The following is a 26,359-nucleotide window of genomic DNA, read 5'->3' as shown; positions in this document are numbered from 1 at the left end:
CTCCTGTCACGAACAATCTACAGGCCTTGCTGTCTCCTTGACGCACCATCAAGTCCCCTTAGCTACGCAGCTCACCCCTAGGTTATCTTAGACATAATAGAACTTGGATGAAAGGCTCATCATCCCGCTGTAGTTGAAGTCCGGGTTTTGGCTCATGCTCTACCTAGGCCGTGACGTCCAAATAGGGTCGCTAGATGCCTGAAACTGTCCATCAGCGTTGGTTAAAATTGTCCTATCGGCCAGAAGCGGTCATACGTAGATTCCAGATATAATAATCAAGGGATGCTTTGGCGAAAAAGGCCTAGCATAAAAAATTACAACTTCAATCAATCAGCTATATCAATTAAACCCATCATAACAGCCAAGCCACACCTAAAGATAGCGCTATGGTAACAAACAACTGAAAAACCAAACCAATAAATTCAGCCCAAGAATTGATCTCTGGCTCCTCCAAGTCTGGAGTCACTACCTGATCATCAGGCCGGTTAAACGTTTTTTGGGACAAGTAAACAAAACCTTTTTCTAAAGCTGCCATTTCTGACCAGCTGTAGCAGGAGCGAATAACCACTAGAGTCAACACAACTTTAATCTCAGCAGAGCCTTCCCAACGATAAAGTGCAGTCAAACCAATAAAAGGCAAAATAAACTCATATAAAACTTGAAACTTCTTGTATGATTTTTCTGACTTCATGGCGACCCTCATTTACATCTGTGGACTTAACTATAAAAAACAACACATCTCCAGTATAAAGCATATCCTTTTGGCGTCAGCTGCCTCGAAAACTTCGCGCACAAACCAATATTCTTCAATCGGCCATAAGCAGCCATGTAGAATGTACTGATGTAACGTCTCACATCACCGGCGCCAATAAGCAGTGTGACGAAGGAGCGGCGTTTTTTGGTGTCCGAGTGCATGTGATTGTTATGTTCGTTCTTCAGCGGCTGTAACTACCATAGTAATTGAACCTAGTACGTCATACGGCTGATGGAAACCGTGAAAGCCTTTTTCTTCTGAATAAAAAATATGGCTAATATCAGAAAATGCATTTGGGTCTACTGGATGTCTTGCGTTTGGATTATGAAACATAATCAGCCCATCAGACCATGACTCCTCGTAATCAGGATCATCTAAATCTTTGGAGAATAGGATTGGATGGATTGCATCAGGATCGGGGTTATACAAAAAACCTTTTCTTATCATTTTAATATTTTTACTTCCTAGACCTGCGATTTTACCCATACGATTAAACTTAGGTATGGTGGCCTGATTGCTAAATAGAACGGCGCTAATATTCTCAGCATCATCTTGATAAAAGAATCCAGATGGTATCTCTTTACCATCCCAAACATGCTTCTCAATTTTTTCTATGCTTGGCACCCCATTAACAATTCGCGTCCTGACTCCGTATAGATATTCTGACAACGCAGTGCGTGACCACGTCATTGCATTGTCATTATGATAATCGTGTATTGCCAATATTAAAGGCTTTCCCGCCACATATTCTTTTTCCCAATACTTTTTGCAAAGCTTGCTATATAAAGGGCTGCCGAACTTAATAGGCATAAAGTCATTGAGCCTTTCCTCAATTTCTTCATTTGTTTGAGGCGGTGGCAAATCGGGACGTTTTGGATTGGAAGAAGGGTTAACTGTTACCGCTTCGATAAAGAGCTTATCCTCAAAATACGAAACTTCAAAATCTGGCGCCGGATGATTATTCTCAACTAACAATCCAGCGTTATGAATATATATGTGCAAATACAACTCCCATAACCTGGCTTGGAAATTGACAGACTGGAACTCGCGCTCATAGTGCCCATCATTATCCACGAACGAGTTTACAATTTCAGAAATTATGTTCCTTGCCGCTTCATAACGAGGCTCATTTTTAAGCACCTGATATCCATGATGCTGCTCACTCACTGGAATAACATCTGTAAATAAATCAAATCCGGCATCCGCTTCGTCCTCTTGTGGATATACATCCTGGACCTTCCCTAGATAAACATTGCTAAGCTTCCGAGCTAATGATTTTCTAGCTTCTACTGGTGAGCCATAGAACTCTGTACCGACTTCGATACAACGAAAAAGCTTCCTCGCATCTCTACCAAGTATTATGAATCCATAGTCATCATCTGCAACATCTCTTAAGACGATGCCAAGCAGCCGATTTTCAAATAGTGAATACCATTCGATCTCTTCTGTTGTGAACCGAACTAAAGTCATTCGGCAATAGCAATAAGCATCAAACTGACGCCTAGTTAAGGGCTTACCATATCTGAGTATGTTTTCCGCTACTTTTCGCTCTCGATTCTTTTCATGCACGGCACGCCTAGCGGCCTTCATCTTGGCTTGCTTTTTCTTCTTTCTTTTTTCTTGTTTAGAAATCTTTGGCATAACTTACACCCAAAGGAGAACATAAACAGTGATTAGATAACTGCACAAATATCCAGATGAACTTGCATTCTCGTTTAAGTCAATAAACACGCCTGGCATGGCATCATTAACATCTTGCTTTGAATCATATTTAACAATACTTCGTCAGCCTATCCTGAATAAACGTGCCGGCTGCATTTTCCAGGAGGTCCGCTGTGGGTCGTCAGCCACCGAACCGACTGCATCAGCATAGCCTAAAATTCGGCATCCTGACAGAATCGTCACTTTAGTGATGCTTGATATAATCAGCTATCTCTGCAGCGATTTAGAGCACACGCTGAAGCGACAGTAAAACTGCTATAGCAGCAAGCACTGGCTGTATGCGAAAATGACATTGATTTAAATATCTTGATATACTATATTGTAATTATTATTTACCTAGCCTCAACTAGACGAGGGGAAAAATGGCTCGGATAGCTAAAATCAGCATACGTAACTTCCGGGCCATAAGGTCATTCGACTGGTCACCAAGACCGGGCTTTAACTGCCTACTTGGGTCGGGTGACAGCGGAAAATCATCAGTTTTGGAGGCGATCGCTTGGTGCCTATCCGCAAATGTTAATCGTAGTGCTACAGATGCGGATTTCTACAAGCTAGACCTGGAGATTCCGATCGAGATCTCTTTGACGCTCATTGATCTCCCGGAGCGGCTGTTGGCGTTTGAGCCGTTCGGGCCATACCACCGCGGCTTCAATCACGACACAGATGAAGTCGAGGACGAACCCGGCCCTGGTCTTGAAATCGCCTTTTCGGTTACTTTGCGGATCGATTGGACGATGCAGGGCCGCTGGTCATTGGATACCGACCGTATTGTTGTTGAAGCCGAACGCCATGCTATGGCTCTACGTATGCTTCGTCGGTTATCTTTGTTGCAACTTCAGGGCGATAACGCTTCACAACTGACCTTCGGCCGTGGCTCAGTGCTATTCAACTTGGCCGATGATCAGTTGGAGCTGAATGGTGCCTTGGCCAGCGCCGCACGCGCCGCGCGGGATGCCTTCGGAGGCGCCGCAAACGCCCAACTCAAGGATACCCTCGAACGTGTGCACCAGATCGCAGGTCATCTGGGGATCAACGCAGCCGCAAATGCAGTCGCCAGTCTCGATGCTTCTCAGGTGACCCTCCGACCGGGAAACGTCGTCCTGCAAGATCATTTGAGCATCCCGCTGACACGGCTCGGGCTCGGCTCCTCACGTCTTCTCATCGCCGGCCTTCAGCAGGAGGCCAAGGCCGGCGCCGATATCGGCCTGGTAGACGAATTGGAGTCGGGTCTTGAGCCGCACCGTATCGTTCGTCTGTTACAGACGCTGGGCGCTAAAAGCTCGGATCCAACATTTCAGGTTTTTGCGACAACACATTCGCCTGTTGTCGTTCGCGAGTTAAGTGTCGATCAGTTGGTTCGCGTACAGAATGTCGACGGAATAGTAAAAATGCCGCCCATGGATGCTGTAAGCAGCCTGCAAGGTACGCTGCGGAGCTATCCCGAAGCATTCCTTTCAACGTCTGTCATCGTGTGCGAGGGGGCGGGGGAAGTGGGTCTGATTCGTGGTCTCGATCTGCACCGTATCGACAAAGGCAAGTATTCTCTCTCTGCATATGGAACGGCATTGGTCAATGCCGGGGGCTGCGACAACATACTGGCGTGCGCGGAAGCGTTCCACAGTCTGGGCTATCGAGTGGCCATTCTCCGCGACGACGACAAACAGCCACATGCTGACCATGAAAACGCCTTGGTCGCAGGCGGCTGTCTATTAGCCAAATGGCCGCAAGGCTATGCTCTAGAGCACGCAGTTTTTCTCGGCTTGCCCGGTTCGCATGGCCTAGCTGTCGTGCGTCACGCGATCGAACTCTACGGTTTAGAGGCAATTGAGGATCAGGTTCGTAATCAACTGCCGAACGGCAGCGCTTTTGATTTCGAGTTGTCAGAATTGATAGGCGTACTAGATGATGCAGAGCGCCAGGCCTGTGCTAAAGCTGCAATGTCTCGTTCTAAGTCTTGGTTCAAGAAACGCGGTATAGGGGTGATGGAGACTATCGCATACGAAGTGATAGGTCCGGCGCTCGAAGATTGCGAACCTTGGATGAAGGATGAAATCTCTAAGCTGTTCGAATGGGCTGCAGATGCTTGAGATTGATTTGCTATCGGTCAAGCGTGGGCACGTTAGCGCGCCGGCAGGCTACGGCAAGACTCAGCTAATCGCTGACAGCCTGATGGGTAACGACGCTAACAAGCCAGTGCTGATCCTAACCCACACAAACGCCGGCGTCGCCGCGCTACGCAAGCGCTTGAGCGTACGCGGCGTGCCAAGAAATGCTTATATCCTCCAGACTCTGGACGGTTGGGCACTTCGTCTCTTAAAAGCTTATCCTCAACGCTCGGGCATCGATACACGAAGGCTCACGATTTCCAATCCGGGCCGGGATTATCCGGCGATACAGGGAGCGGCTCGTCGCCTGGTTGCTAGTGGTGACATCGACACCATCATTCAGGCGAGTTACAGCCATCTCATTGTTGATGAGTACCAAGATTGCTCGATCGCACAGCACGATATGACTGTTGCCTGCGCTGGGCTCTTACCGACCGTGGTCCTCGGTGATCCGATGCAGTCGGTCTTCGGCTTCGCCGGACCGCGCGTAGACTGGACGACTTTGCCCTACATCTTCCCGGAAACGCATGCCCTCAACACGCCTTGGCGCTGGAACAACGCCGGCTCGCCCGAAATAGGGCGGTGGCTCGCTAGCGCAAGAAATTCGCTGTGTAACGGCGAGCCAATTTATATTAATAATCTTCCCGACGGAGTGAAACGTTCTGCGATACCACCACCGAACGCCCGCATACGAGAAGAAGCTAAAATCTTGCGAGAACTTGGTCGACACGGTCAAGTGTTGATCATCGGTCCAAGCACTGAAGAAGCTAGACGACATGAGTTTGCACGACGCAATCCAGGGGTCACTGTTGTGGAACCAGTTGAGCTTCGCCGAATGATGAGGTTTGCCAATCAGCTCGACTTGCAAGACCCCATGAGCGCTGTCGCTGAGAGTTCAAGGCTGGCGCAAGATGTGATGACAAAAATCATGTCTGTAAGTGACTTTCGATCTCGTATCGAGCGTATCCTCCAACGCGGAACCAGTCGATTCACTCTCACCGAAGCCGATCGAGCAGCGCTTGATCTCATGTCGGATCCGACCTATCAGGCCGTTTCGAGATTGCTGCATGCATTCCGTGACAGCGCCCAAACCCGCATCTTCAGACCGACGATTTACGAAGCCACACAAAACGCGCTGTCACGTGTGATTTCACGCGATCATCCCGATCTGATATCAGCCGCGCAGGCTGAACGCGATGCGCGTCGATACCATGAACGCACCGCCGGCAAAATGGCCGTCGGTAGCACTTTGCTGCTGAAGGGGCTCGAAGCGGAAAGTTGCATGATCATGAATGCCCACACGCTAGATCGCTATCAACTCTATGTGGCTCTAACACGGGGCTCACGGGCGATCCATATCTGGTCGAATAGTGACACGCTACAACCTGGCATGAATCGATAACTACGATAAACAAGCGGCTTACCTTACGACGCGAAGGTCCGCTTCGGGTCGTCAACTACCTCAGCCACCCCATCAGCATAGGCTAAAGTTCTTCACCCGGCCAGAAGCGGACATACAGCGAATCATAATATAGCCCACTGCTTCAGTCGCCGCTGTTAGCGACCAACTCTCCCCTTTTGTTAAAATCACCGATAAAGTCCTGAGCATGAACTCCAAATAGCAGGAGCCCCTTCAGACTCTACCTGAAATCTGTCGGTGTATACGATTGCTGGGTAAGACCACATCGGCTGAGGTAGCGGGACGATGATCCTTGATCGTCGACCGGCTGGGGCTAGACTAGCACGAAGCGTCCTTTCATACCTCACCTCTGCTTCTGCAGAATAGCTAAAATTAGCAGAACCTACTTTCCTGCGAAACCTAATATGCTGAAAAGGGTTATAGGCACATGGTGACACGCCTCGCGAAAGTTAGCATATAGATCTATAGGTTTTTAACCTTTGATACATACTGCCCAACCATGGTATGGGTTAGGATAAGCAAAAAAGGTCACGTATATTCCGCAACCTTTTTCACATAATCAGACAATAATATTATCGCTTTCAGGATTATTGTCCCGCTAAAATTTTAATCAAAGTTTTTATTTGTTGCTGACTCTTTCTTACAAAGCTCGATTGACTCCTTTTCTGTGACGGAAAGAGAGAAACAACAACTTCGATACTAGTCACAGTTCAGACTTTCCAGCCTAGCCAGCTGGGAGACACTTTCAAGCCTTAACATCCTTCAGCCACTCCCAGTAATCGCGAAGCCCCTCACGAATGTCGGTGAACCGCGGGGAGAAGCCGAGTTCCTGCTTTGCCAGCGAGATATCCAGCGGGGCCCCGCGAATCACGAACGGTCCCGGCCCAAGCTGAACGTTGGAGCGCTTGCCGACGACGTCGGCGACGTGCTCGACGATGTCGAGATGCTCCACGGTCACCCCGCTAGAGATATTGAAGTTGCGGTGGATGACACCCTCCTTCTCGAACAGTTGCACGATGCCCGCCGCCGTGTCATGGACATGAGTCCAGTCCAGTGCCTGCTCCGAGCCGTTGGGGGCCTGAATGTCATCCAGGCCCTCCAGTGGACCGAACATGGCCTGATAGACCTGGTGCATGTGCGACGGCCGCTTGCCGGGGCCGTAGACGAAGAACAACCGCGCGTTCCTGACGTCCATGCCGAAGGTGTCGGTGTATTGCAGGCCGTAGAGCTCGCCGGCGATCTTGGTGGCGCCGTAGAGGTCGGTCGCCTTGTAGGGCGTCGCCTCGTGCTGGGGACCCGGCGCATCGCCATAGACGGCGCCGGAGCTCATGTTGACGACCTTGTCGATGCCCAGGATCCGGCAGGTCTCGAGTACATTGAGGGTCCCGCTGGCATTGATCGAGATGTGCTTATACGGACGGGTCTGGAAATGCGGGCCGGCAATCACCGAGACGCCATGGATCACCCCTTCCAGGTCATCGCGGTGACGCAGCATCAGCTCGAAGAGGCTGTGGTAATCCAGCACATCGATGCTTTCCAGGATCAGCTGGTCGCGAACCTCTTCCAGGTAGTCGAGGCCCAGTCGGTCGAAGTGACTGGCCGCCATATCGCAGATGACAACTTTCTTGCCCTTCTTGGCTAGTTGGTAGGCCACCCAGGAGCCGACGTGGCCGAGCCCGCCGGTGATCAATACGGACATGATGAACTCTCCTTCTTGTTGGATAGTCGTTGTCGACGAGCGTCAGTTGAGCACCAGGTTGGGCAGGAACATGACGATCGCCGGGAAGCAGGTGATGATCAGCAGCACCACGAACAGCGGGATGTAGAAGGGAATGGTCTCCCGCACCAGCCCCACGAACGACATGCCGGTGATTTTCTGTATGGTGAACAGAACCGTCCCCACCGGGGGCGTGATCAAGCCGATCATCAGGGTGAAGATCATCACTACGCCGAAGTGCACGGGATCGATACCGTATTGCGTCACCACCGGCACCAGCAGCGGCGTGAGCAGGAACAGCGCCGGCACCGAGTCGATGAACAGGCCGATCAGCAGGATGAACGCGGCCAGCAACAGGATCAGCGCCAGGGGATCGGTCACGGTGGCGAGCAGGAAGTCCGCCACCAGCGCGGTGACCTGGTAGCGCGCCAGTACCCAGCTGTAGAGGGCACTGCCGGCGATGATGAACAGCAGCGCAGCGGTATCGATGGCCGTGGCTCGCAGGATGCCCAGGAAGTCACGGAAGGTGATCGAGCGGTAGACCAGGAATGAGATGATCATGCAATAGAGGAGCGCGACAACCGAGGCCTCGGTGGGGGTAAACACGCCCGAGAGGATCCCCACGATGATGATCAGCGGAGTCAGCATCGGCAGCAGGCCCCGCGAGATGGCCCGCAGGAACTCGTCGAGACGCGCCCTGGCCCGGGTGGGAAAACCACGGCGATGGGAAATGATCGCCACCATGACCATCAGCCCCAGCCCCATGAACAGCCCGGGAATGATCGAAGCCAGGAAGATGGCGGCAATCGAGGCATTGGCCAGCGCGCCGTAGATGACCGCGGGAATGCTCGGCGGAATGATCGGACCGATAGTGGCCGAACTGGCGGTCACCGCAGCACTGAAGCCCGTCGGGTAGCCGTCATCCTCCATGGCCTTGATCTCCAGCGCGCCGAGCCCGCCGGCATCGGCGACCGCCGACCCGGACATCCCGGCGAAGAGCATGCTGGCTACCACGTTGACATGGCCGAGTCCGCCCTTGAAATGGCCGACCATGGTGCGGGCGACGTCGAAGACGCGATCCGAGATGCCCGCCGAATTCATCAACCGCCCGATGAACAGGAAGGCCGGAATCGCCAGCAGGGTGAAACTGTTGACCCCATAGAGGGTGCGCTGGGAGATCATCTCCAGGGGGATGGCATCGAACCCCCGCGTATAGCCCAGCACCAACGCGGAGGAGGCGATCATGGCGAAGGCCACGGGCACTCCGATCATCAGCAGGACGATCAGGCCGATGAACATGATGGCGAACACTTCCATGGTCAGTGACTCCGGCTTTGTTTGTGGGTGAGCTGACGGGCAGCGACGATGCGCAGGCACAGGTCGCTGAGGAAGATGCCCATCATGAGAAGGGCGGAAACCATCTGGATCAGATAAATGTAGGAAAAGCTCATGTTGAAGGTGCTGGCCATGACCCCTGCGGTTCGCTCCATCATGTTCCAGGCGCCGACGATCAGCATCAGCAGCACCAGCATGCAGACGAGGTCCGCCAGGGCGTTCGCCACATGACGCAGCGGGGTCGGCAGGAGATCCGTCACCACGGTGATGCGGATGTGCTCCTGGTAACGTAGCGCCAGTACAGACCCCAGGAAGATTTCCGCCAGGAACAGATAGCGGGAGGCTTCATCGGTCCAGGGGACCGCCATGCCCAGGGCATAGCGCGAGATGACCTGGATGGCCATGATGATCAGCATCAGGGCGAAGGCCGTCATGACGACAGCGGTCAACAGCTTCCAGCACAGGTCGATCGCATTGGTGATGCGTTCCGCGGTTTTCACGGGGACCTCCGGTCAGAAGTGAGTCAGTCAGGAGATGTAGGGCGGTCCAGCATCGCCGTCGGCGTGCCGAACCGCCCGCTCACTCACTCGATCAGCGACAGCACGTAGTCACGTACCGAGGGATGGTAGCCATTGGCGATCTCGCGGATGGCGGGTTCCGCAGCGCTGCGGAAGGCCGCAACATCCGGTTCCACAACTTCCATCCCTTCATCCTTGAGCTTGGCGTACATCTCTTCCTCGCCATTGGCGACCATCTCGTCACCCCAGCTGGTGGCTTCCTCGATAGCCCCGAGGATGATCTCGCGATCCTCCTCGGATAGCCCCTGATAGAAGTCCTCGTTCATCAGCCAGTGGAAGAAGGAGTACACGTGCTCGGTGCGGTTGATGTAGTCCTGCACCTCGTAGAGCTTGCCGGCGTGGATCAAGTCGACCGGGTTCTCCTGCATCTCGATCACCCCGGTCTGCAGCGAGGTGTAGACCTCGGGCCAGGCAATGGGACTCGGCAGCGCGCCGGTCTGCTCCCAGATCTTGATCCAGGGGGCGATCTCGGGCACCCGCATGCGCACGCCCTCGATGTCCTCCGGCGTCTTGACAGGGAAGTTGGAAGTCAGGTTGCGCGGATTGCGTGCCGAGAGTCCTACAAGGCGGATGTTGCCGTTGGCGATCAACTGCTCGTTGAGCAAGTCACCGCTCTCGCCCCGATAGACCTCGCGGGCCTCGTCGCTGGAGCCGTAGACGAACGGCAGGTCAGCGGCGGCGAATTTCTCGGCATACAGGGTCATGGGCATTGAGCCCCCCAGGGCGATGGCATACTCCCCGTAGCTGGCCCCCTCCAGGTGGTCGCGTTCGCCGCCGACCTCGGTACCCAGCAGAGTCACCGAGTACTCGCCGTCGGTCTGTTCCTCGATGCTCTGCTTGAGCCGTTCACCAACCTTGAACATGGCGTGCGAAGGTTCCACGTGAATGGCGATGGCCAACTCCTCGGCAGAGGCGTTCACTGCGGTTCCCAGAGTGACGAGACCGGCGAGCACGATGCCGCTAGCTTTTATTGTCTTCATGTCGGCTTCTCCTTGGCGGATTGCGCGTAATTGGCGTGATCGATGCTTCATCCTGAAAACGGGCTGCGAAAGGCCCGCAACGCGACCGCGAGGTCGGGTTCCTGGTTGGCGTGATCCTCCAGGGAGACCCCGCTGGACGCGGCCTCCCAGGCGGCACGTATGCTGCGGCATCCGGCCGCGACTCCGTCGGGGTGAGCCATGATGCCTCCCCCGCAGGTGTAAATGAGATCGGTCGACTGCAACTGAGTGAAGGTGGCATGGGCCTGATGAACGGTTTGCGCCGAGGAAAACACCGGCATGGCGCGGTCATCTCTCCCCGGCCGTTCAAGCAGCGGCCTCAGGCAGGCACGGGCGGAGTCGATCACCGACGCATCGGCTTCGGCGAACTTACTGGCGAGTCCATTGACGTGCAGGTGGTCGGCCCCCGCCAGTCTCAGCAGTACCTGATAGGCGCGATAGCTCATGCCGATCTGCGGGTGGCGATAGAACAGTCCCCACCCGTTGCGATGGCCATGAATCGCTAATTGCGCATGGCGTCGCAGCGCCACCAGGGCCCCCAGGCCGATCCAGTTGACGCTCGCCATGACGCAGGTCCCTCCATGGTCGCGGACCAGGTCGTGACGATGGCGCATCTCGTCAGTGTCGCCGGTGATATTGAAGGCATACATCGGCTTGCGCCCGGTCCGTTGGGCGTGCTCCTCGATGACCCGCATGACAGCGGGGACCCGCTCGCGCAATGGCGAATAGGGAGGATCGGCGATCAACTCGTCGTCCTTGATGAAGTCGATCCCGGCCTCGATGAGCTGTTTGACCAGGGCCGCCGTCTCCTCCGGAGACAGCCCGACACTGGGCTTGATGATGGTGCCGATCAGGGGACCGTGCCCCACACCGGTCAAGGATCGTGTGCCGTCAATCGCGTATTGTGGGCCGGGCAACGCCTCGATGAAGCGGGTCGGCAGTCCCATGTCCATCAAGCGAATGCCGGAGAGTTCCCGCAGCTCGGTGAGGTTGCCCAGCACCGTGGCAAGCAGATTGGGCAGGCTGGCCCCGATGTTCTCGAGCGGCCATGACAGGGTCACGTCGGCTCGTGTATAGGCCTCCCCGGGAAGGGCTCCCGGCAGGGACGGCGTGGCGACCGTCTCCCGACGGGTCACCGCTTCGACCCGGGCGGCATGCCGTTCACGCAGGGCCTCGGTCTCCCCTGCCAGCTTGAGGAAGGTGCCGGAAGATTGTTCGCCGGCCATCGCCTCGGCGGCCCGTTCGGGGTCGCATGGAGTTTCAATGCGATAGCTGGCGGTGAGCCGCGGACTCTGCCCCGGGTTCCGGGAAGTCGCCATTGGCGTGCTCCTGGGCCGGCTTGAGCCGGTCGGTTGTCATTGTTTACGAGCAAGCTAGCACGGGTAATATGGTAGCGCTACCAAATATCTGCATCTCAGCCTAGCAGGCCTCTCATGGTAGCGCTACCATGAGATTCAACCTAGACTGGGATACAGCACGCAACCCGTACCGAACGAGGACATGAACCCATGGCGAACGAGAAGCCGGTGCCCCGGGGAAGACGCCGCCACCACGGCGATAACCGGATCACCATCGGTGATGTGGCGAAGGAAGCCGGGGTGGCCCCGATCACGGTATCGCGTGCCTTGAATACGCCGGACAAGGTATCGGCAAAATTACGCGAACGCGTCGACCAGGCCGTGGCGAGATTGGGCTACGTGCCGAACCTTATCGCCGGCGGACTGGCGTCGGCGGGTACGCGAGTCATCCCCGTCGTGGTGCCATCGTTGTCGATCTTGACCTTCATCGAGGTAGTACATGGCATCCAGCAGACCCTCGAGAATGCTGGCTACCAGGTGTTGCTGGGGTCGACCGATTTCGACTTGGACCGTGAGGCGACGCTGGTCGATTCAGTGCTGGGTTACTCGCCATCGGGGGTGATCCTGACAGGTCTGCGGCATCACGACAGAACCGTGCGACGCCTCCAGGCCTGGGGACGGCCGGTGATCGAGATCATGGAGCTGGGCACATCCTGCATCGACATGAATGTGGGCATCGACAATCGCAGGGCCGGCGCCTGCATGGCCCGGCACCTGCTTGATCGTGGCTATCGTCGCATCGCCTTCCTTGGGGTTGGGATGACGCGTGACTATCGCGCGCAACAACGTTACGAAGGGCATCGCGAAGAGCTGGCCGCGGCGGGGGTCGAGAGTGATCTGTTGTTCGCAAGCGAGGCGCCGTCGTCTTATTCGGCCGGACGCCAGGTGTTCCTCGAGGCAATGGAGGCCCGCCCCGACCTCGAGGCGATTCACTTCGCCAATGACAACCTGGCCGCTGGCGCGCTCCTCGAGGCCAACCGGCGAGGCATCCGCGTGCCGGAGGACATCGCCATGGGCAGCTACCTTGGCCTGTCACTCGGGGAACACCTGACGCCCAGGCTCACCACCGTCTCGGTACCGCGTTTCGAGATGGGAGTGGAGGCAGCGAAGCTGCTGTTGGAGTGCCTGGAAGGTCGGTCACCCTCGCGGCCTCGCATCGATATCGGCTATCGATTGACCGTCCGCGAAAGCACCTGACAATGGCAACGGGGAACACCGCATGGAACGACTCTTGGCCGCCTTCTATGGCGACGACTTCACCGGCTCGACGGAGAACCTGGCGCAATTCAGCCGCCATGGCCTCCGGGGTCGGCTGTTCTTCTCCAGTAACAACCACGAGGCGATTCTCGACATGGCCGCCGAACTGGACGTAGTGGGGCTGGCCGGCACGGCCCGCGGGCTCGCACCGTCGGCGATGACCGAGGAAGTCGCCCCCGCCCTGGCCCTGCTGAACGCCCTGAATCCCCGGATCAAGCAGTTCAAGGTGTGCTCGACCTTCGATTCGTCGCCCACGGTCGGCAGCATCGGCCATGTCATGGACCTGGCCAGGCGCCACTGGCCAGGGTGTGCCTTCCCCATCCTGCCCGCCACGCCGGCCTTCGGCCGCTATACGGCCTTTTCCCATCTGTTCACGCGTTATGGGAATGAGATCTGCCGACTGGACCAGAATCCGGCGATGGCACATCACCCCTCCACGCCTATGACCGAAGCGGACCTACGATGCCACCTCATGGCACAGACTGCCATCCCGCCGGCGGCAGTGACGCTGCTCGATTACCGGGAAGCGGACGGCGGTTGGCAGCGTCTGGCATCCGCCGCGGAGGCGGAGCGTTTCGTGATCCTCGATGCGACGGATGCGGACGAGATGGAACACGCCGCCGAGTTGATCCTGAAACTCGCCGAGAGATGCACCACCCTGGCCGTGGCGGCACAGGGCCTGGCCGATGCCCTGGGGCGGCTGGTCACGCGGAACACGGATCAGCGGAAGCCACTACCTACAACCTATCCCGGGGTGAACCGACTACTGGTGCTGTCCGGCAGCTGTTCGCCCCAGACACGCGGTCAGCTCGAGCATTTCGAGGCGCAAGGGGGCCGCATCGTGGCGCTGCCTCCCGAGGAGGCGCTACGTTCGCCTTCTGCGCTGGCACAACGACTTGCCCGCGAGGTGACGGCGGCCTTCACCGCCGGCCAGGCGGTCGCTGTTGCCACCACCCGTCGCGACGCCGACCTCGTCGCCGGAGTGTCTAGCGATAGCCTGGCCCTGGCCGTGGGGGACGTGTACGCCCTCCTGGCCCAGCGTCTCCGCCAGGAAATGGCCATTCCGCGCATCGTCTTCGCCGGCGGTGATACCTCCAGCCATGCCATGCGTCGACTCGGCGCCGACGCCCTCGAGCTGGTGGCCTTCGATGAGGCCCAGGGCGGACACTTATGCCGCCTCATCGCCCCCGGCTCGCCGCTCGAGGGGCTGGAAGTGGTACTCAAGGGCGGCCAGATCGGCGGTGAAGACTTCTTCACGCGAGTGAAGTGCGGCACGCAAGTGAACTGACCCCATGACAACAACGACAGGAGAGACCAGCATGTCTATCGTACTCGGGGCAATCGCCGATGACTTTACTGGCGCAACGGACCTAGCCAACAACCTGGTGCGTGCCGGCATGCGTTGTGTCCAGGTGATCGGCGTCCCGCCCCATGACCTGGCACTCGAGGATGTCGACGCCGTAGTGGTGGCGCTGAAGTCACGCTCTACGCCCGCGCCGCAAGCCGTCACGGATTCCCTGGCGGCGCTAGCGTGGTTGCAGGCTCACGGGACACACCAGATTTTCTTCAAGTATTGCTCCACCTTCGATTCCACCGACCAGGGCAATATCGGCCCAGTGAGCGATGCCTTGCTGGAACGCCTGGGAGGTCGCCAAACGGTAATGGTGCCGGCTTTCCCGCTCAATCGACGGACGGTCTACCAAGGGCACCTGTTCGTCGGGGATCGTCTCCTCAACGACAGCGGCATGGAACATCATCCCCTCAACCCGATGTGCGATGCCGACCTGGTACGTGTGTTGTCGCGCCAAACCTCGCACAGTGTGGGTCTCGTGTCACATGAGGTCGAGGCCCAAGGCAGCCGCGCGGTCCGTGAGCACCTCGACCATCTCGCCGGCCAGGGGGTCCGTCACGTGATCTGCGACACCCTTGATGAGGCGGACCTAGAGATCCTGGCGGGGGCGATAGTGGATTATCCGCTGGTTACCGGCGGCTCCGGCCTGGGCCAAGCGCTGCCCGTGGAGTACCGTCGCCAAGGGTGGTTGCAGGATGTCACTGATGCCGGCCGATTGGCCCCCGCCGAAGGGGCTCCCCTAGTGCTTTCGGGTAGTTGCTCCCGTGCGACCCTGGCTCAGGTAGAGCATTTCCTGGCCAGCCATCCGGGCTACGAGCTCGATCCCCTCGCACTGGCCGAGGACAATGGCCAGCTCGAGGATGCACTGGCCTTCGCCCGAACACATCTACAGGATGCCGATAATGATGGGCCCGTGTTGATCTATGCATCGACTACCCCGGAGCGCGTCAAGCAGGCGCAAAAAGCCCTCGGTACCGAGGCCGCCGGACGACTGGTCGAGGATGCCATGGCGAGCCTGGCCCGCACTCTGGTACAGGAGGGAGTCGGACGCCTCCTGGTCGCCGGCGGCGAGACCTCCGGGGCGGTAGTCTCGGCCCTGAACATCCAGCAACTGCGGATCGGCCACCAGATCGATCCCGGCGTACCCTGGACACAGGCTCCCATCGCCGGTCGCGCCGCCCCGCTCTCGCTGGCCCTGAAGTCCGGGAACTTCGGTGAGATCGACTTCTTCACCCGTGCCTTCGAGGTGCTGAAATGACAAGAAACGAGACCCGGCTACGCGAACAGATCGTGACCTATGGCCGCTCCCTGCTCGATCGCGGGCTGACAATGGGCTCCAGCGGCAACATCAGCGTACGCACCGAGGATGGTGGCTGGCTGATGACCCCCACCAACGCCTGCCTGGGACGCCTGGACCCCGCTCAAATATCGCGTCTCGACGCGACGGGCCACCACTTGGGCGGGGATAAGCCCACCAAGGAAAGCTTCCTGCACATGGCGATGTACCGGGAGCGCCCCCAGTCATCGGCCATTGTGCACCTGCACTCGACGCATTCGGTGGCGGTGTCCTGCCTGCCGGAGATCGACCCGCACGACTGCATCCCGCCGCTGACGGCCTATTACGTAATGCGTGTCGGCAGGCTGCCCCTAGTGCCCTACCACATCCCCGGCGATACTGCCCTGGGCGATGCCGTCGCTTCGCTGGCCGGTCGGCACAGCGCCGTGTTGCTCGCCAATCACGGCCCGGTGGTGGCAGGCAAGACCCTGGAGGCAGCCCTGTACGCCACAGAGGAGCTGGAGGAAACCGCCAGACTCTACCTGCTGCTGCGGGGCCAGAACCCGCGTTGCCTGACGCCCGAACAGATCACCGAACTCGAAGCGCGCTTTCCTCGCGACTGAGTCGTGGAAAAGACCCGCTTGGCGACCAGCTCGCCACGCGTCATGCGGCCTGAGGTGTGATCCCGCCTCATTCATCAGGGTGCCGAATGAGGGTGTTGAGCCAAGGGGTTGCCGGTATCGACCCACTTCAACGTCGTGCGGCCGCTTGGTAGCCGGTTGACCTATACCCGACTCAGCTTTTGGCCGGCCTTTTTTATAGCTTTTAGGAATCAATGTCGATCGCCGGCACAGCCGTGGCCGTCGACCTCCACTGTGGTCGCCTTGCCTGCTGCGTGGGATGTGGTGACGCCGGAGATCAGACCAGAGCCGTCAGCCGAGGCAGTCCCTTCAGCAAGGTGGGCCACCATTTGTCGGCGGCATCGCCGAGGTGAACCGTGATGCGCCGGGCGTGTACCGTCAGCGTGGCTGCGACCTTGAGCACCTATTCGCGCATCCGCATCAGGCTCCAACCCTGTAGCGTCCGGCTCTCCAGCAGGCGCCTCAGCCCATGCAGCACCTGGTAGGCGTAGAGGCTCAGCAGCAGGCTCACATCGTTGCGGGCCATGACGTCCTGGACGGTGGAGGCGCCGCGATCGGTCGACGAGAGAAGCACATCCAACGCCGACTTCACCTCGCCCATGTGCGCTTCGGCGTTGCCGCGCTTGCGGTAGAGCGCCAGGACCTTCTCCGGCGACCAGTCGAACTTGCCGAGGTTGGTGACCAGGAAAAAGGCATGCAGCAGCAGATCATCGGGGCGTTCCTGCACCACCAGCACCACGCGTCGCGGCGCCGGCCAGGAACCGGCTTGGTACTCAAGGTCGTGGCACCACTCCCGAGGCTGCTCGGGTGGGCGGCCTCGCGGCCGCTTCAGGTACGGCGCCGCCAGCTTCTGAAGCCCCGAGTGACTGCGCAGCCGGCCCAGATACTCGATGCCGCGATCTTCCAGGGCCTCCAGCGTGTCGTTGTCGGTGAAGCCCGCATCGATGCGCACCCGGACACTGGCCCCGAGGCTCTCGTTGAGCCGGCGTACCAAGTGCGGGATCCAAGTATCGGCATTCTCGGCCGGGCCGGCGTTGCCCTCGCGCAGCAGCCCGCCCAGCATGTCGCCGGTCTCGGCCAGCGATGCGATCAGCGGCGAGTAGATCCGTGCACCGTAAAGACCATGAAACGCCGAGCCGCCCTGGTGACCATGGACCTCGATCGGAAGGCCGTCGATGTCCAAGGTCAATTGCTCGGGGCGTTCGCCATTCTTCAGTGAGGTCAGACGCCAGACCACCAGTCGCAGCAGGCCCTCGTGCACGGCATCGATGTTGTCGTTGCGCCCGAGGCAGGTCAGCAGACGCGACAGCGTGGCTTGAGACGGTCGATCTTGCGCCAATGGCGTCGTCCCGCGAGCATCGCTGCAGGCCAGCTGCCAGAGCGGGTCACGACGCAACGTGTCGGTATCGCTGAGGTCGATCCATCCCATCGCACGCTGCAACACCAGGGTGCGCAGCTGACTGGCCAGCGAGTGGCGGATACGCAGCGGGTGGCGCGGGTCGACCAGGTTGTCCTCCAGCGCCTCGATCACGCCACTGTTATCGAGGGCTTCACGCAGCAGCAGAGCGCTGCTGTCGCTGGTCGTGCGCTCGCCGGTCAGCTCGACACGGACGGAGCCGTTGCACGAGGGCGACCAGGTCGTTAGGGTTTCACCCATGGCGAGTGGTCCTCTTGAATCGTGTTCTGCCAGGAACATCTTGATTCTACAAGAGGAAACCACTCGCCATCTTCATTTTCAGGCCTGCCTCATGAATAAGCCGGGGTGATCTCTCGGCTGGATGTTCATACTGAATCGACCGGACAGTAGGTGGTGCGACCCAAATCAACCTCTATTGTTTTTTCTCTAAAATCGCAGTACATAGGCATTAGAGCTTGGTCAGAATCGAATCCGCCGTTGCTGTCCAGGTAAATGGCGCGACCTTGTCGTTGCGGTAGTTGTCTTGCATGATAAAGGCATCCATCTTTTTCACCAACTCCCAGACGGCTTTGAATGATCCTCGACGAATCACCTGCTGGGTGGTCAACCCGAACCACCGTTCGACTTGGTTGTGCAAGGCGGAATAGGTTGGGATGAAGCGCACATGATACCGCGGTAACTTCGCTAACCATTCCTTCAGGCTTGGCCCCGTCAAACTATGGCACATACACGCTGCGAAGGACCAAGGCGTCTATAACCTACCGTCGTACACAGAACCTGAGGGCTGTACAGTTGCTATTGGGTCATACGATGCTTGGAGAGCACTGTTAGATATCTTGGCATCGAGGTAGATGCCGCATTAGAAATAGCCGAGCAGACGGAAGTATAGGTGAAAGCAGTGACGACCTAAATGTAGATCGTCTCTATTCGGCCAGAAGCTGCCAACAGCAGTCTTGCAAACGCAAGCTAGTTTTCTATTAACCTTGTACTCGATTTTCTGGTAAAAGGATGGCTTCCCAGTCAATAGCACTTCTCTCATCATAGGCTGACTCGAAGCCACGCAAGCCGACGTGCGCGGGATGCACCTCAACGGCCCGCTCAACAAATCGCTTCGCGTACGAGCCATCTCCGGCGACCCGATATTTTTCGGCAAGTGCTAGGCAAGCCGCCGCCTCGAGCAGTCGCGGCGCATGAAGACCTTTGGGCCGCGTCCGCTCGGCAAAGTACTGCTCCAGCACAGTCCGATGCTCTTCAAGCGTCCATTCCTGATGGGCATTGAGTACTGTTGAGACGATAACAGTTTCAACGCTAGGGCGCGCTGCCTCCGCACCATGCTTGCTTAAAAAGTTCTCGAATTTGGGCGTTCGCAAATCTGGAGTGACCATCAGGTTGAAAAGGACATGCAGGGCAAGCAGTGCGGGCCGGTGAACGGCTGCCGCCTGGGGTAGCAGGCTCTCCACGTCGGCAAGCATTGGCCGCAAATCAACAAGCAGAGCGCCTGGATCGCGACGAAGAACGGAGGCGGTTAGGCTGAGCATACCCTCTAGCCGGCGACGTGCCTCTGCCGAGTTGGTGAGCGGCCGCCACACCCAGTATTGGGGAGCCAATTCCATCGAGACGACACCCGACTGCTCAAGCGTGTAGTCATACGTTTCTTTTTGGATCTTCGGTCCCTCGGTTACGAAAGACCAGATGACGTGGCGTGTAAGCCGGAAAAGTCCTTGAAACGTAAGCGCGGGCCGGCGCTCAACAGAAGTCGTTTCCCGATGCCCATGTGGCAAAGAGATAGGAGTCGGTAGCGATCGTAGACGATGTATGTATGCGGAGCGAACCCCATAGGCTTGGCGTAGAGCCACATCGAGTTCGTAGCGAGCAACGGGATGCGAGCCAGCGGCAGGATGGCGGAAATAGTTGGCGTCAACATGAGATTGAACAAAGGCGCGATAGCGTCGCGCCAACGCAACATGCTCGCTTTTAAGAATGGCCGCTCGAACAGCATCCGCCTGAGAGATACTTAGATCAACCAGAACGCCGTCAACTGTGTTCCGCTTTCGGTCGTCGAGGTCAGACCAGGCTGGAGCGAAGCCGTCGAAGTCTTGGGCGAGAGACTCCACGGACGACACGATCAGAGTATAGGCGAGTGCGAGATCGTCGGGGATTCGATGCAGGCCGGCAACGAAATTGCGCATGGCACGCATGGCGCCCAGATAACTCTTCCGCTCAAGGGCGAGCAGTTCATCGACAAATGCGACGAATTCGTCTGCCTGTTCGTCAGAAATATGGATTGAGCGGTCAAAGAAGCCAGCAACGAACTTATCAGGGGCCTCGTAGGACGAGAATCCGGGGCGCCCTCCGGTCAGGCCGCGGACTGTCTCCGGATCATGCGAGAAGACTCCGCCGAGACCGAATGAAGCGACCACAGCGAAATCATCGATAAAAGGTCGTACCGTGTGAGAAATCAAAACGCCAGGCTCAGGATCAGCCTTCTCGATCCGCTCTTCGATCTCGTAAACGAGGGCAATGTCTTCCGGACTCGAACCGGTTGACCTCAGGGTCCCAGCGGCAGTGACAATTTCGCGCTCATACGGAAGGCGAACATTGGTGTAGACAACACCTGTCAACCGGTTTTTTCTTCCTACACCTCGTTGATATAACTTACCAGTATTAATCTGCAGCACGATTTTATTCCATCATCCTTTACGCAATCTAATCACCGCAATAGCGCGAATTAACATGGTTTATGTCGCGCACATATCGGGATTTCGCACCGAGCACCAAGTGTCCGCTTTGGGTCGAATCCAGACAGTCGCGCGATGAAGCCGCCCGCCTACCGCATGGGTTCGGAATCACGCCCGATCCATTTATCGCGTTGCAAAGAACGTTCCCACATTGGCTATTACCCGTTTGAAGCAGGGGCCCCTGTCAGCCCCCTGCCCGGCATCGGCCACGCTACCGCCGGATGTTGCAACAGAGGCAACACCCGCCAGGCAGCGAGCAGCCAGTCGTCGGGGCGCCGGGCGATGGCCGTCCTGCACTAATCAAGACTACAAAGAGAACTTCGGCATGGATAGGCGTCGCTTGAGAAAATCTCGGGGAGAAGGCGCTGGATGCAGCAGGGCCGAGAGCGTCAGGTCATGGCCACGCCGTCGTGCGTCCGTGTGGGTCGGGGCCCGGCAACGCTGCGCGGCGTTTGCTTGCAGGCAGGCAGAGCCGGGCTCATGCGAAGGGCTGTGCGGTGGCACCGCGGGTCGTATCGACCTCACAGGGTGCCATGCAGTGGCGCAGTGTAACCATGGGAGCTACGTCCAACGGCCTTTCACCGCGATCTGCGGAGCTCGAAAAAAGCCCGGTGCAGGAACTGCACCGGGCCGGGTGTGGCGTGAGGGTCGGGGCCGATCCTCAGTTGCAGGGCACCACGTTGCGCTGGGTGTTGAGGGCCCAGAGCTTCTGGCCGTCCGGGGTCTTGCCCTCTTCGCTCCAGGTCTCGGTGACCTTGACGCAGTAGGAGCCGAGGCTCTCGGTGGTGACCTGGGGGTCGGCCGGGCGCTCGTTGCCGATGCGCATGATGTCCGGGTCCTCGCTGGTGTAGTTCGGGGCGATGGCGCCACCGGCGCAACCGGTCATCAGGGTGGCGAGGCCGAGGATGGGCAGGAAACGGCGAAATGCCATGGGGATTACCTCCGATGAGAACATGGGTCCGACGAAGGTGACTCGCGAAGCGTGAGAGAGCCGGGCGCCGACGTCAATCCTATCGACGCGCCCCCGACGGATCAGGACTCTACCGTAATCGCACACTGTTCGACAAGTCTCCCGCGCGGGCGGGTGCAGTCGAGGGCGAAGATGCTACAATCGGGGCCTGATTTCACGGACTTTCCCATGGCGGCCTCGACTTCGCCCAGGCGTCGAGTCGGCCGCCGTGATCCACGTTTACGGGAACCTCTGAGCCACCATGTCGAATACCGCCCCGCGCAAGATCCTGGTCACCAGCGCCCTGCCCTATGCCAACGGCGCCATCCACCTGGGCCACCTGCTGGAGTACATCCAGACCGACATCTGGGTGCGCTTCCAGAAGAGTCGCGGCCAGGACTGCCACTACGTCTGCGCCGACGACGCCCACGGCACCGCCATCATGCTGCGCGCCGAGCAGGAGGGCATCACCTCCGAGGCGCTGATCGACCGGGTCAGCCAGGAGCACCAGGAGGACTTCGCGCGCTTCGGGGTGGCCTTCGACAACTACCACTCGACCCACTCCGAGGAAAACCGCCACTTCAGCGAGCTGATCTATACCCGGCTGCGCGACAAGGGCCACATCGCCACCCGCGACATCGAGCAGATGTACGACCCGGTGAAGGGCCTGTTCCTGGCCGACCGCTTCATCAAGGGCTCCTGCCCGAAGTGCCACAGCGACGACCAGTACGGCGACAACTGCGAGGCCTGTGGCGCCACCTACACGCCGGCGGAGCTGATCGACCCCGTCTCGGCGATCTCCGGCGCCACGCCCGAGGTCAGGAGCTCCACCCACTACTTCTTCAAGCTGCCCGACTTCGCCCGCTTCCTGCAGGGCTGGATCGACGACGACCATGTCCAGCCGCAGATCCGCAACAAGCTGATGGAGTGGTTCGAGTCCGGCTTCAACGAGTGGGACATCTCCCGCGACGCGCCCTACTTCGGCTTCGAGATCCCCGATGCCCCGGGCAAGTACTTCTACGTCTGGCTGGACGCGCCGATCGGCTACCTGGCCAGCTTCCAGAACCTCTGCGACCGCGAGGGCATCGACTTCGACGCCTACTGGCGCGAGGGCTCCGACGCCGAGGTCTACCACTTCATCGGCAAGGACATCGTCTACTTCCATGCGCTGTTCTGGCCGGCCATGCTGCACGGCGCCGGGCTGCGCACCCCCACGGCGGTGAACTGCCACGGCTTCGTCACCGTCAACGGCGCCAAGATGTCCAAGTCCCGTGGCACCTTCATCAAGGCCGCCACCTATGCCGACCATCTCAACCCCGAGTACCTGCGCTACTACTTCGCCGCCAAGCTGACCGCCGGGGTCGACGACCTCGACCTCAACCTCGAGGACTTCGCCCAGCGCGTCAACTCGGACCTGGTCGGCAAGGTGGTCAACATCGCCAGCCGCTGTGCCGGCTTCGTCAAGAAGCTCGGCGGCGGCCGCCTCTCCGGCCACTGCGCGGCGCCCGAGCTGGTCGCCCACTTCATCGCCGCCGGCGACGAGATCGCCGAGCACTACGAGGCGCGCGAGTTCGGCCGCGCCATGCGCAAGGTCATGGAGCTGGCCGACGAGGCCAACACCTACATCGCCGAGGCCGAACCCTGGGTGCTGGCCAAGCAGGGCGGCCGCGACCAGGAGGTGCTCGACATCTGCTCGGTGGGCATCAACCTGTTCCGCCAGCTGATGGTCTACCTGGCCCCGGTGGTGCCGGCCATGGCCGAGGGCGCCCGGCGTTTCATGCAGCTCGAGACCCTGGACTGGGACAGCCGCCAGGAACTCCTGCTGGATCACGAGGTCGCCAAGTTCAAGCCGCTGATGACCCGCGTCGAGACTGACCGCATCGATGCCATGATCGAGGCATCGAAGGAGGACCTGGTGGAAGAACAGAAACTCAAGGACACCCCCAAGGGCCCGCTGGCCGACACGCCGATCGCCCCGGAGATCGGCTTCGAGGACTTCGCCAGGGTCGACCTGCGCATCGCCCGCATCGCCAAGGCGGAGTACGTCGAGGGTGCCGACAAGCTGCTCCAGCTGACCCTCGACCTGGGCGGCGAGACCCGCAACGTCTTCGCCGGCATCCGCAAGGCCTACGCCCCCGAGGCCCTGGAGGGCCGCCTCACCGTGATGGTCGCCAACCTGGCGCCGCGCAAGATGCGCTTCGGCGTCTCCGAGGGCATGGTGCTGGCGGCCGGCGACGACGAGGGCATCTACCTGCTGGAGCCCCACTCCGGCGCCCAGCCGGGCCAGCGCGTGAGCTGACCCCGCCGCCCCGCAGCCGGGGGCCTCATGCCCCCGGCCCGCGCGTTGGCAGGCCCGACTTGTCCCGGGCCCGGCGGGCCGTCACCCTGATTCCCAGGTCTCGCGACAAGGACAGGCGCCCGCCATGGCTTCGATGCCCCCCCGATTTTCCTCGCTGCGCAATCGCTTCCTGGCCGCCCTGGCCCTGGTGGTGGGCGTCGCCGCCCTGATACTGGCGTTGATCGCCCGCTACCAGATCGCTCCCATCCTGCTGGAGGACGAGAGCCGCTATGCCAGCGGCGAGCTCGACCGCATCGAGCGTGCCCTGGGCAACGAGCGCCATCACCTGCAGAGCCTGGTCGAGGACTGGGCCTGGTGGGATGACACCTACGCCTTCGTCGGCGGCACGCGTCCGGAATACGTCGACAGCAATCTCTATGCCGGCGCCCTCGAGACCCTCGGCGTGCAGCTCATGGCCTTCTTCGCCGCCGACGGTTCGCCCTATTGGACCGCCGGCTTCGACCGGCAAGGCGCCTTCTGGTCCTGCGCCGGCCACCCTGACGCCTGCGAGGGCAGCGGCGAGCTCACCGACCGGCTCGGCTCGCGCATCGGGCAGGGACTCGACGAGGGAACCCACAGCTGGCTGTGGGCCGGCGACGCCCCGGCCCTGATCGCCCTGTCGCCCATCCTGAAGAGCCAGGAGGACGCACCGGCCAACGGCTGGCTGGCGATGGTGATGCCGCTGTCGGCGGCCCTGGTCACCCAGCTCCGCGAGACCACCGGCATCGAGCTGACGCTACGCGGCCAGACGGTCGAGGGCGCCATGGCCGACGATCGCCTGAAACGGCTCTCCCCGACCCGCATGCGGGTCACCCGTGACCTCGCCGCCCTGCCGGCCGGGCAGGCGCTGCGCCTCGAGGCCACCCTGCCGCGTCAACGCTACCAGGCGAGCCTGGAGACCTTCCGCTTCGCGCTGGTGTGGACCGCGGGTGTCCTCGCCGTGACCCTGATCGTGGTGCTGCTGTTGCTGGAGCGCATGATCCTGCGTCCCCTGCGGGACTTCGCCCGCTTCACCCAGCAGCTCGGGCGGCATGCCCATGACCAGCAGACGCCCGAGTCCCTGATCGGGCGCCGGGACGAGATCGGCATCCTGGCCCGCGCCTTCCAGCACCTCCGACAATGCCAGCGCCACCAGCACGACCTGCTGCTCGAGCTGTCCCAGCATGACGCCCTGACCGGCCTCGCCAACCGCCGGCTCCTCGACGAGCACCTGGGCGCGGCCCTGGCGCGGGCGGCGCAGGGCGAGCATGGCGTGACCCTGATGCTGGTCGATATCGATCACTTCAAGGCCTACAACGACCACTTCGGCCACCCCGCCGGTGATGCGTGCCTGAGGACGGTCGCCGAGACCATGCGCCAGCACTTCAGCCGGCCGGGGCAGCTGGTGGCCCGCACCGGCGGCGAGGAGTTCACGGTGGTGCTGCCCGGGGCACCCGCCGAGGCCGGGCCGCGCATGGCGGAGAGCCTGCGCGACACCATCGAGCAACTCGCCATCCCTCACCATCCCTATCCGCGGGTCACCATCAGCGTCGGCGTCAGCCACGTCGAGGCCGGACAGGCACGCGCCGCCGAGTCGCTGATCGAGAGCGCCGACGCCGCCCTGTATGCCGCCAAGCGAACGGGGCGCAACCGGGTCCAGGTCGAGACGTCCTGAACTCGGTATGACGCCACCCCTGCCGTTCGCTGCGCTGCCAGGCGGGCGGAACGCCAGCGGGCTCAAGGCGAGCTGACCTGGCCCGCCGGCCGGGCCAGCCCCTATAATGGGCGCCTCACCGCCCCGACGCTTGCGCCGGGACGCCCCGTTTCGACTCGCTTGGCAGGCAATGACCGATTTCTTCCTGATCCTGGTCGGCACCGCACTGGTCAACAACTTCGTGCTGGTGCAGTTCCTCGGCCTCTGCCCCTTCATGGGCGTCTCCAGCAAGCTGGAGTCGGCCATGGGCATGTCGCTGGCCACCACCTTCGTGCTGACGCTGTCCTCGGTGGCCAGCCATCTGGTCTATCACCTGCTGCTGGCGCCCCTGGGCCTCGAGTACCTGCGCACCATCGCCTTCATCCTGGTGATCGCCGTGGTGGTGCAGTTCACCGAGCTGGTGGTGCGCAAGACCAGTCCCCTGCTGCATCAGGTGCTGGGCATCTTCCTGCCGCTGATCACCACCAACTGCGCCGTGCTCGGCGTGGCCCTGCTGACCCTCAACCGTGGCTCCGGTTTTCTCGAGGCCGCCCTCTACGGCTTCGGCGCCGCCGTGGGCTTCTCGCTGGTGCTGGTGCTGTTCGCCGCCCTGCGCGAGCGCCTGGCCACCGCCGACGTGCCCACCCCCTTCCGCGGGGCGGCCATCGCCATGGTCACCGCCAGCCTGATGTCGCTGGCCTTCATGGGCTTCTCGGGGCTGGTGCGGCTATGA

At 59.7% G+C, this 26,359-nt stretch carries 19 protein-coding genes and 1 pseudogene; 9 read left to right on the top strand and 11 right to left on the bottom strand.

The window, feature by feature from the left end; genetic code table 11:
• Positions 1-352: 352 nt before the first annotated feature.
• Both OCT48_RS08295 and OCT48_RS08290 read right to left on the bottom strand, forming a co-directional pair.
• Positions 353-691: a hypothetical protein gene (locus tag OCT48_RS08295; protein WP_263592224.1), complete on the bottom strand. Its 339-nt coding sequence runs from the start codon at positions 689-691 to the stop codon at positions 353-355.
• 231 nt (positions 692-922) lie between these two features.
• On the bottom strand, positions 923-2,395 hold the full coding sequence (locus tag OCT48_RS08290) for a hypothetical protein (protein ID WP_263592223.1): 1,473 nt from the start codon (positions 2,393-2,395) through the stop codon (positions 923-925).
• Positions 2,396-2,838: 443 nt separating this feature from the next.
• Here OCT48_RS08290 and OCT48_RS08285 point away from each other — a divergent pair, with 443 nt between their 5' ends.
• Together OCT48_RS08285 and OCT48_RS08280 are read left to right on the top strand one after the other, a co-directional pair.
• Positions 2,839-4,563 carry an ATP-dependent nuclease gene (locus OCT48_RS08285; RefSeq protein ID WP_263592222.1) on the top strand — a complete coding sequence of 575 codons (1,725 nt, stop codon included), beginning with the start codon at positions 2,839-2,841 and terminating at the stop codon, positions 4,561-4,563.
• On the top strand, positions 4,523-5,983 hold the full coding sequence (locus OCT48_RS08280) for a UvrD-helicase domain-containing protein (RefSeq protein WP_263592221.1): 1,461 nt from the start codon (positions 4,523-4,525) through the stop codon (positions 5,981-5,983). Before OCT48_RS08285 ends, OCT48_RS08280 begins: the two co-directional genes overlap by 41 nt.
• Before the next feature lie 763 nt (positions 5,984-6,746).
• On the opposite strand, the gene OCT48_RS08275 is transcribed toward OCT48_RS08280, so the two are convergent.
• The 5 genes from OCT48_RS08275 to OCT48_RS08255 form a co-directional block, all read right to left on the bottom strand.
• A complete protein-coding gene (locus OCT48_RS08275) occupies positions 6,747-7,700 on the bottom strand; it encodes an NAD-dependent epimerase/dehydratase family protein (RefSeq protein ID WP_263592220.1) in 954 nt (317 codons plus the stop codon).
• 42 nt (positions 7,701-7,742) lie between these two features.
• On the bottom strand, positions 7,743-9,035 hold the full coding sequence (locus OCT48_RS08270) for a TRAP transporter large permease (RefSeq protein ID WP_263592219.1): 1,293 nt from the start codon (positions 9,033-9,035) through the stop codon (positions 7,743-7,745).
• Between the two features lie 2 nt (positions 9,036-9,037).
• Positions 9,038-9,553 carry a TRAP transporter small permease gene (locus tag OCT48_RS08265; RefSeq protein WP_263592218.1) on the bottom strand — a complete coding sequence of 172 codons (516 nt, stop codon included), beginning with the start codon at positions 9,551-9,553 and terminating at the stop codon, positions 9,038-9,040.
• Positions 9,554-9,636: 83 nt separating this feature from the next.
• Positions 9,637-10,611 carry a TRAP transporter substrate-binding protein gene (locus tag OCT48_RS08260; RefSeq protein ID WP_263592217.1) on the bottom strand — a complete coding sequence of 325 codons (975 nt, stop codon included), beginning with the start codon at positions 10,609-10,611 and terminating at the stop codon, positions 9,637-9,639.
• A 47-nt stretch (positions 10,612-10,658) separates the two neighbouring features.
• Positions 10,659-11,948: a ribulose-bisphosphate carboxylase large subunit family protein gene (locus OCT48_RS08255; protein ID WP_263592216.1), complete on the bottom strand. Its 1,290-nt coding sequence runs from the start codon at positions 11,946-11,948 to the stop codon at positions 10,659-10,661.
• A 189-nt stretch (positions 11,949-12,137) separates the two neighbouring features.
• Here OCT48_RS08255 and OCT48_RS08250 point away from each other — a divergent pair, with 189 nt between their 5' ends.
• From OCT48_RS08250 to otnC, 4 genes are read left to right on the top strand one after another with little or no spacing between them, the layout of a single operon-like run.
• Positions 12,138-13,184, top strand: a complete 1,047-nt coding sequence (locus OCT48_RS08250) for a LacI family DNA-binding transcriptional regulator (RefSeq protein ID WP_263592215.1) — start codon at positions 12,138-12,140, stop codon at positions 13,182-13,184.
• A 22-nt stretch (positions 13,185-13,206) separates the two neighbouring features.
• Positions 13,207-14,532: a four-carbon acid sugar kinase family protein gene (locus OCT48_RS08245; RefSeq protein WP_263592214.1), complete on the top strand. Its 1,326-nt coding sequence runs from the start codon at positions 13,207-13,209 to the stop codon at positions 14,530-14,532.
• A gap of 31 nt (positions 14,533-14,563) precedes the next feature.
• The gene (otnK, locus tag OCT48_RS08240; protein ID WP_263592213.1) at positions 14,564-15,853 is read left to right on the top strand and encodes a 3-oxo-tetronate kinase; all 1,290 of its coding nucleotides are present in this window, start codon (positions 14,564-14,566) and stop codon (positions 15,851-15,853) included.
• The gene (gene otnC / locus OCT48_RS08235; protein WP_263592212.1) at positions 15,850-16,494 is read left to right on the top strand and encodes a 3-oxo-tetronate 4-phosphate decarboxylase; all 645 of its coding nucleotides are present in this window, start codon (positions 15,850-15,852) and stop codon (positions 16,492-16,494) included. Before otnK ends, otnC begins: the two co-directional genes overlap by 4 nt.
• A 295-nt stretch (positions 16,495-16,789) precedes the next feature.
• Here otnC and OCT48_RS08230 read toward each other — a convergent pair.
• The 4 genes and pseudogenes from OCT48_RS08230 to OCT48_RS08210 all read right to left on the bottom strand — a co-directional run bounded on the left by OCT48_RS08230 (position 16,790) and on the right by OCT48_RS08210 (position 21,598).
• A pseudogene (locus OCT48_RS08230) lies at positions 16,790-18,208 on the bottom strand (IS1380 family transposase).
• A 169-nt stretch (positions 18,209-18,377) separates the two neighbouring features.
• The gene (locus OCT48_RS08225) at positions 18,378-18,536 is read right to left on the bottom strand and encodes a hypothetical protein (protein ID WP_263592211.1); all 159 of its coding nucleotides are present in this window, start codon (positions 18,534-18,536) and stop codon (positions 18,378-18,380) included.
• 370 nt (positions 18,537-18,906) lie between these two features.
• Complete coding sequence (locus OCT48_RS08215; protein ID WP_263592210.1) at positions 18,907-20,607, bottom strand: hypothetical protein; 1,701 nt, start codon at positions 20,605-20,607, stop codon at positions 18,907-18,909.
• A 721-nt stretch (positions 20,608-21,328) separates the two neighbouring features.
• On the bottom strand, positions 21,329-21,598 hold the full coding sequence (locus tag OCT48_RS08210) for a hypothetical protein (RefSeq protein WP_263592209.1): 270 nt from the start codon (positions 21,596-21,598) through the stop codon (positions 21,329-21,331).
• Between the two features lie 280 nt (positions 21,599-21,878).
• Between OCT48_RS08210 and metG the strand changes: the two genes are divergently transcribed.
• From metG to rsxA, 3 genes are all read left to right on the top strand, one after another.
• The gene (metG, locus tag OCT48_RS08205) at positions 21,879-23,915 is read left to right on the top strand and encodes a methionine--tRNA ligase (RefSeq protein WP_263592208.1); all 2,037 of its coding nucleotides are present in this window, start codon (positions 21,879-21,881) and stop codon (positions 23,913-23,915) included.
• A 124-nt stretch (positions 23,916-24,039) separates the two neighbouring features.
• A complete protein-coding gene (locus OCT48_RS08200) occupies positions 24,040-25,608 on the top strand; it encodes a diguanylate cyclase domain-containing protein (RefSeq protein WP_263592207.1) in 1,569 nt (522 codons plus the stop codon).
• 169 nt (positions 25,609-25,777) lie between these two features.
• The gene (gene rsxA, locus OCT48_RS08195) at positions 25,778-26,359 is read left to right on the top strand and encodes an electron transport complex subunit RsxA (protein WP_263592206.1); all 582 of its coding nucleotides are present in this window, start codon (positions 25,778-25,780) and stop codon (positions 26,357-26,359) included.

This window comes from Halomonas sp. M4R1S46 (assembly GCF_025725685.1).
In the GTDB taxonomy this organism is placed as follows: Bacteria; Pseudomonadota; Gammaproteobacteria; order Pseudomonadales; family Halomonadaceae; genus Halomonas.
The sequence above is the reverse complement of the archived record's forward strand: the minus strand, read 5'-3'. Positions and strand labels throughout refer to the sequence as shown.

Coding starts and splice junctions, on each gene's coding strand:
- OCT48_RS08255 (WP_263592216.1), bottom strand. CDS start 11,948: ATGGCGACTTCCCGGAACCCGGGGCAGAGTCCGCGGCTCACCGCCAGC.
- OCT48_RS08270 (WP_263592219.1), bottom strand. CDS start 9,035: ATGGAAGTGTTCGCCATCATGTTCATCGGCCTGATCGTCCTGCTGATG.
- OCT48_RS08210 (WP_263592209.1), bottom strand. CDS start 21,598: ATGGCATTTCGCCGTTTCCTGCCCATCCTCGGCCTCGCCACCCTGATG.
- OCT48_RS08290 (WP_263592223.1), bottom strand. CDS start 2,395: ATGCCAAAGATTTCTAAACAAGAAAAAAGAAAGAAGAAAAAGCAAGCC.
- OCT48_RS08245 (WP_263592214.1), top strand. CDS start 13,207: ATGGAACGACTCTTGGCCGCCTTCTATGGCGACGACTTCACCGGCTCG.
- OCT48_RS08280 (WP_263592221.1), top strand. CDS start 4,523: ATGAAATCTCTAAGCTGTTCGAATGGGCTGCAGATGCTTGAGATTGAT.
- OCT48_RS08250 (WP_263592215.1), top strand. CDS start 12,138: ATGGCGAACGAGAAGCCGGTGCCCCGGGGAAGACGCCGCCACCACGGC.
- OCT48_RS08275 (WP_263592220.1), bottom strand. CDS start 7,700: ATGTCCGTATTGATCACCGGCGGGCTCGGCCACGTCGGCTCCTGGGTG.
- rsxA (WP_263592206.1), top strand. CDS start 25,778: ATGACCGATTTCTTCCTGATCCTGGTCGGCACCGCACTGGTCAACAAC.
- OCT48_RS08200 (WP_263592207.1), top strand. CDS start 24,040: ATGGCTTCGATGCCCCCCCGATTTTCCTCGCTGCGCAATCGCTTCCTG.
- otnC (WP_263592212.1), top strand. CDS start 15,850: ATGACAAGAAACGAGACCCGGCTACGCGAACAGATCGTGACCTATGGC.
- OCT48_RS08260 (WP_263592217.1), bottom strand. CDS start 10,611: ATGAAGACAATAAAAGCTAGCGGCATCGTGCTCGCCGGTCTCGTCACT.
- otnK (WP_263592213.1), top strand. CDS start 14,564: ATGTCTATCGTACTCGGGGCAATCGCCGATGACTTTACTGGCGCAACG.
- OCT48_RS08295 (WP_263592224.1), bottom strand. CDS start 691: ATGAAGTCAGAAAAATCATACAAGAAGTTTCAAGTTTTATATGAGTTT.
- OCT48_RS08285 (WP_263592222.1), top strand. CDS start 2,839: ATGGCTCGGATAGCTAAAATCAGCATACGTAACTTCCGGGCCATAAGG.
- metG (WP_263592208.1), top strand. CDS start 21,879: ATGTCGAATACCGCCCCGCGCAAGATCCTGGTCACCAGCGCCCTGCCC.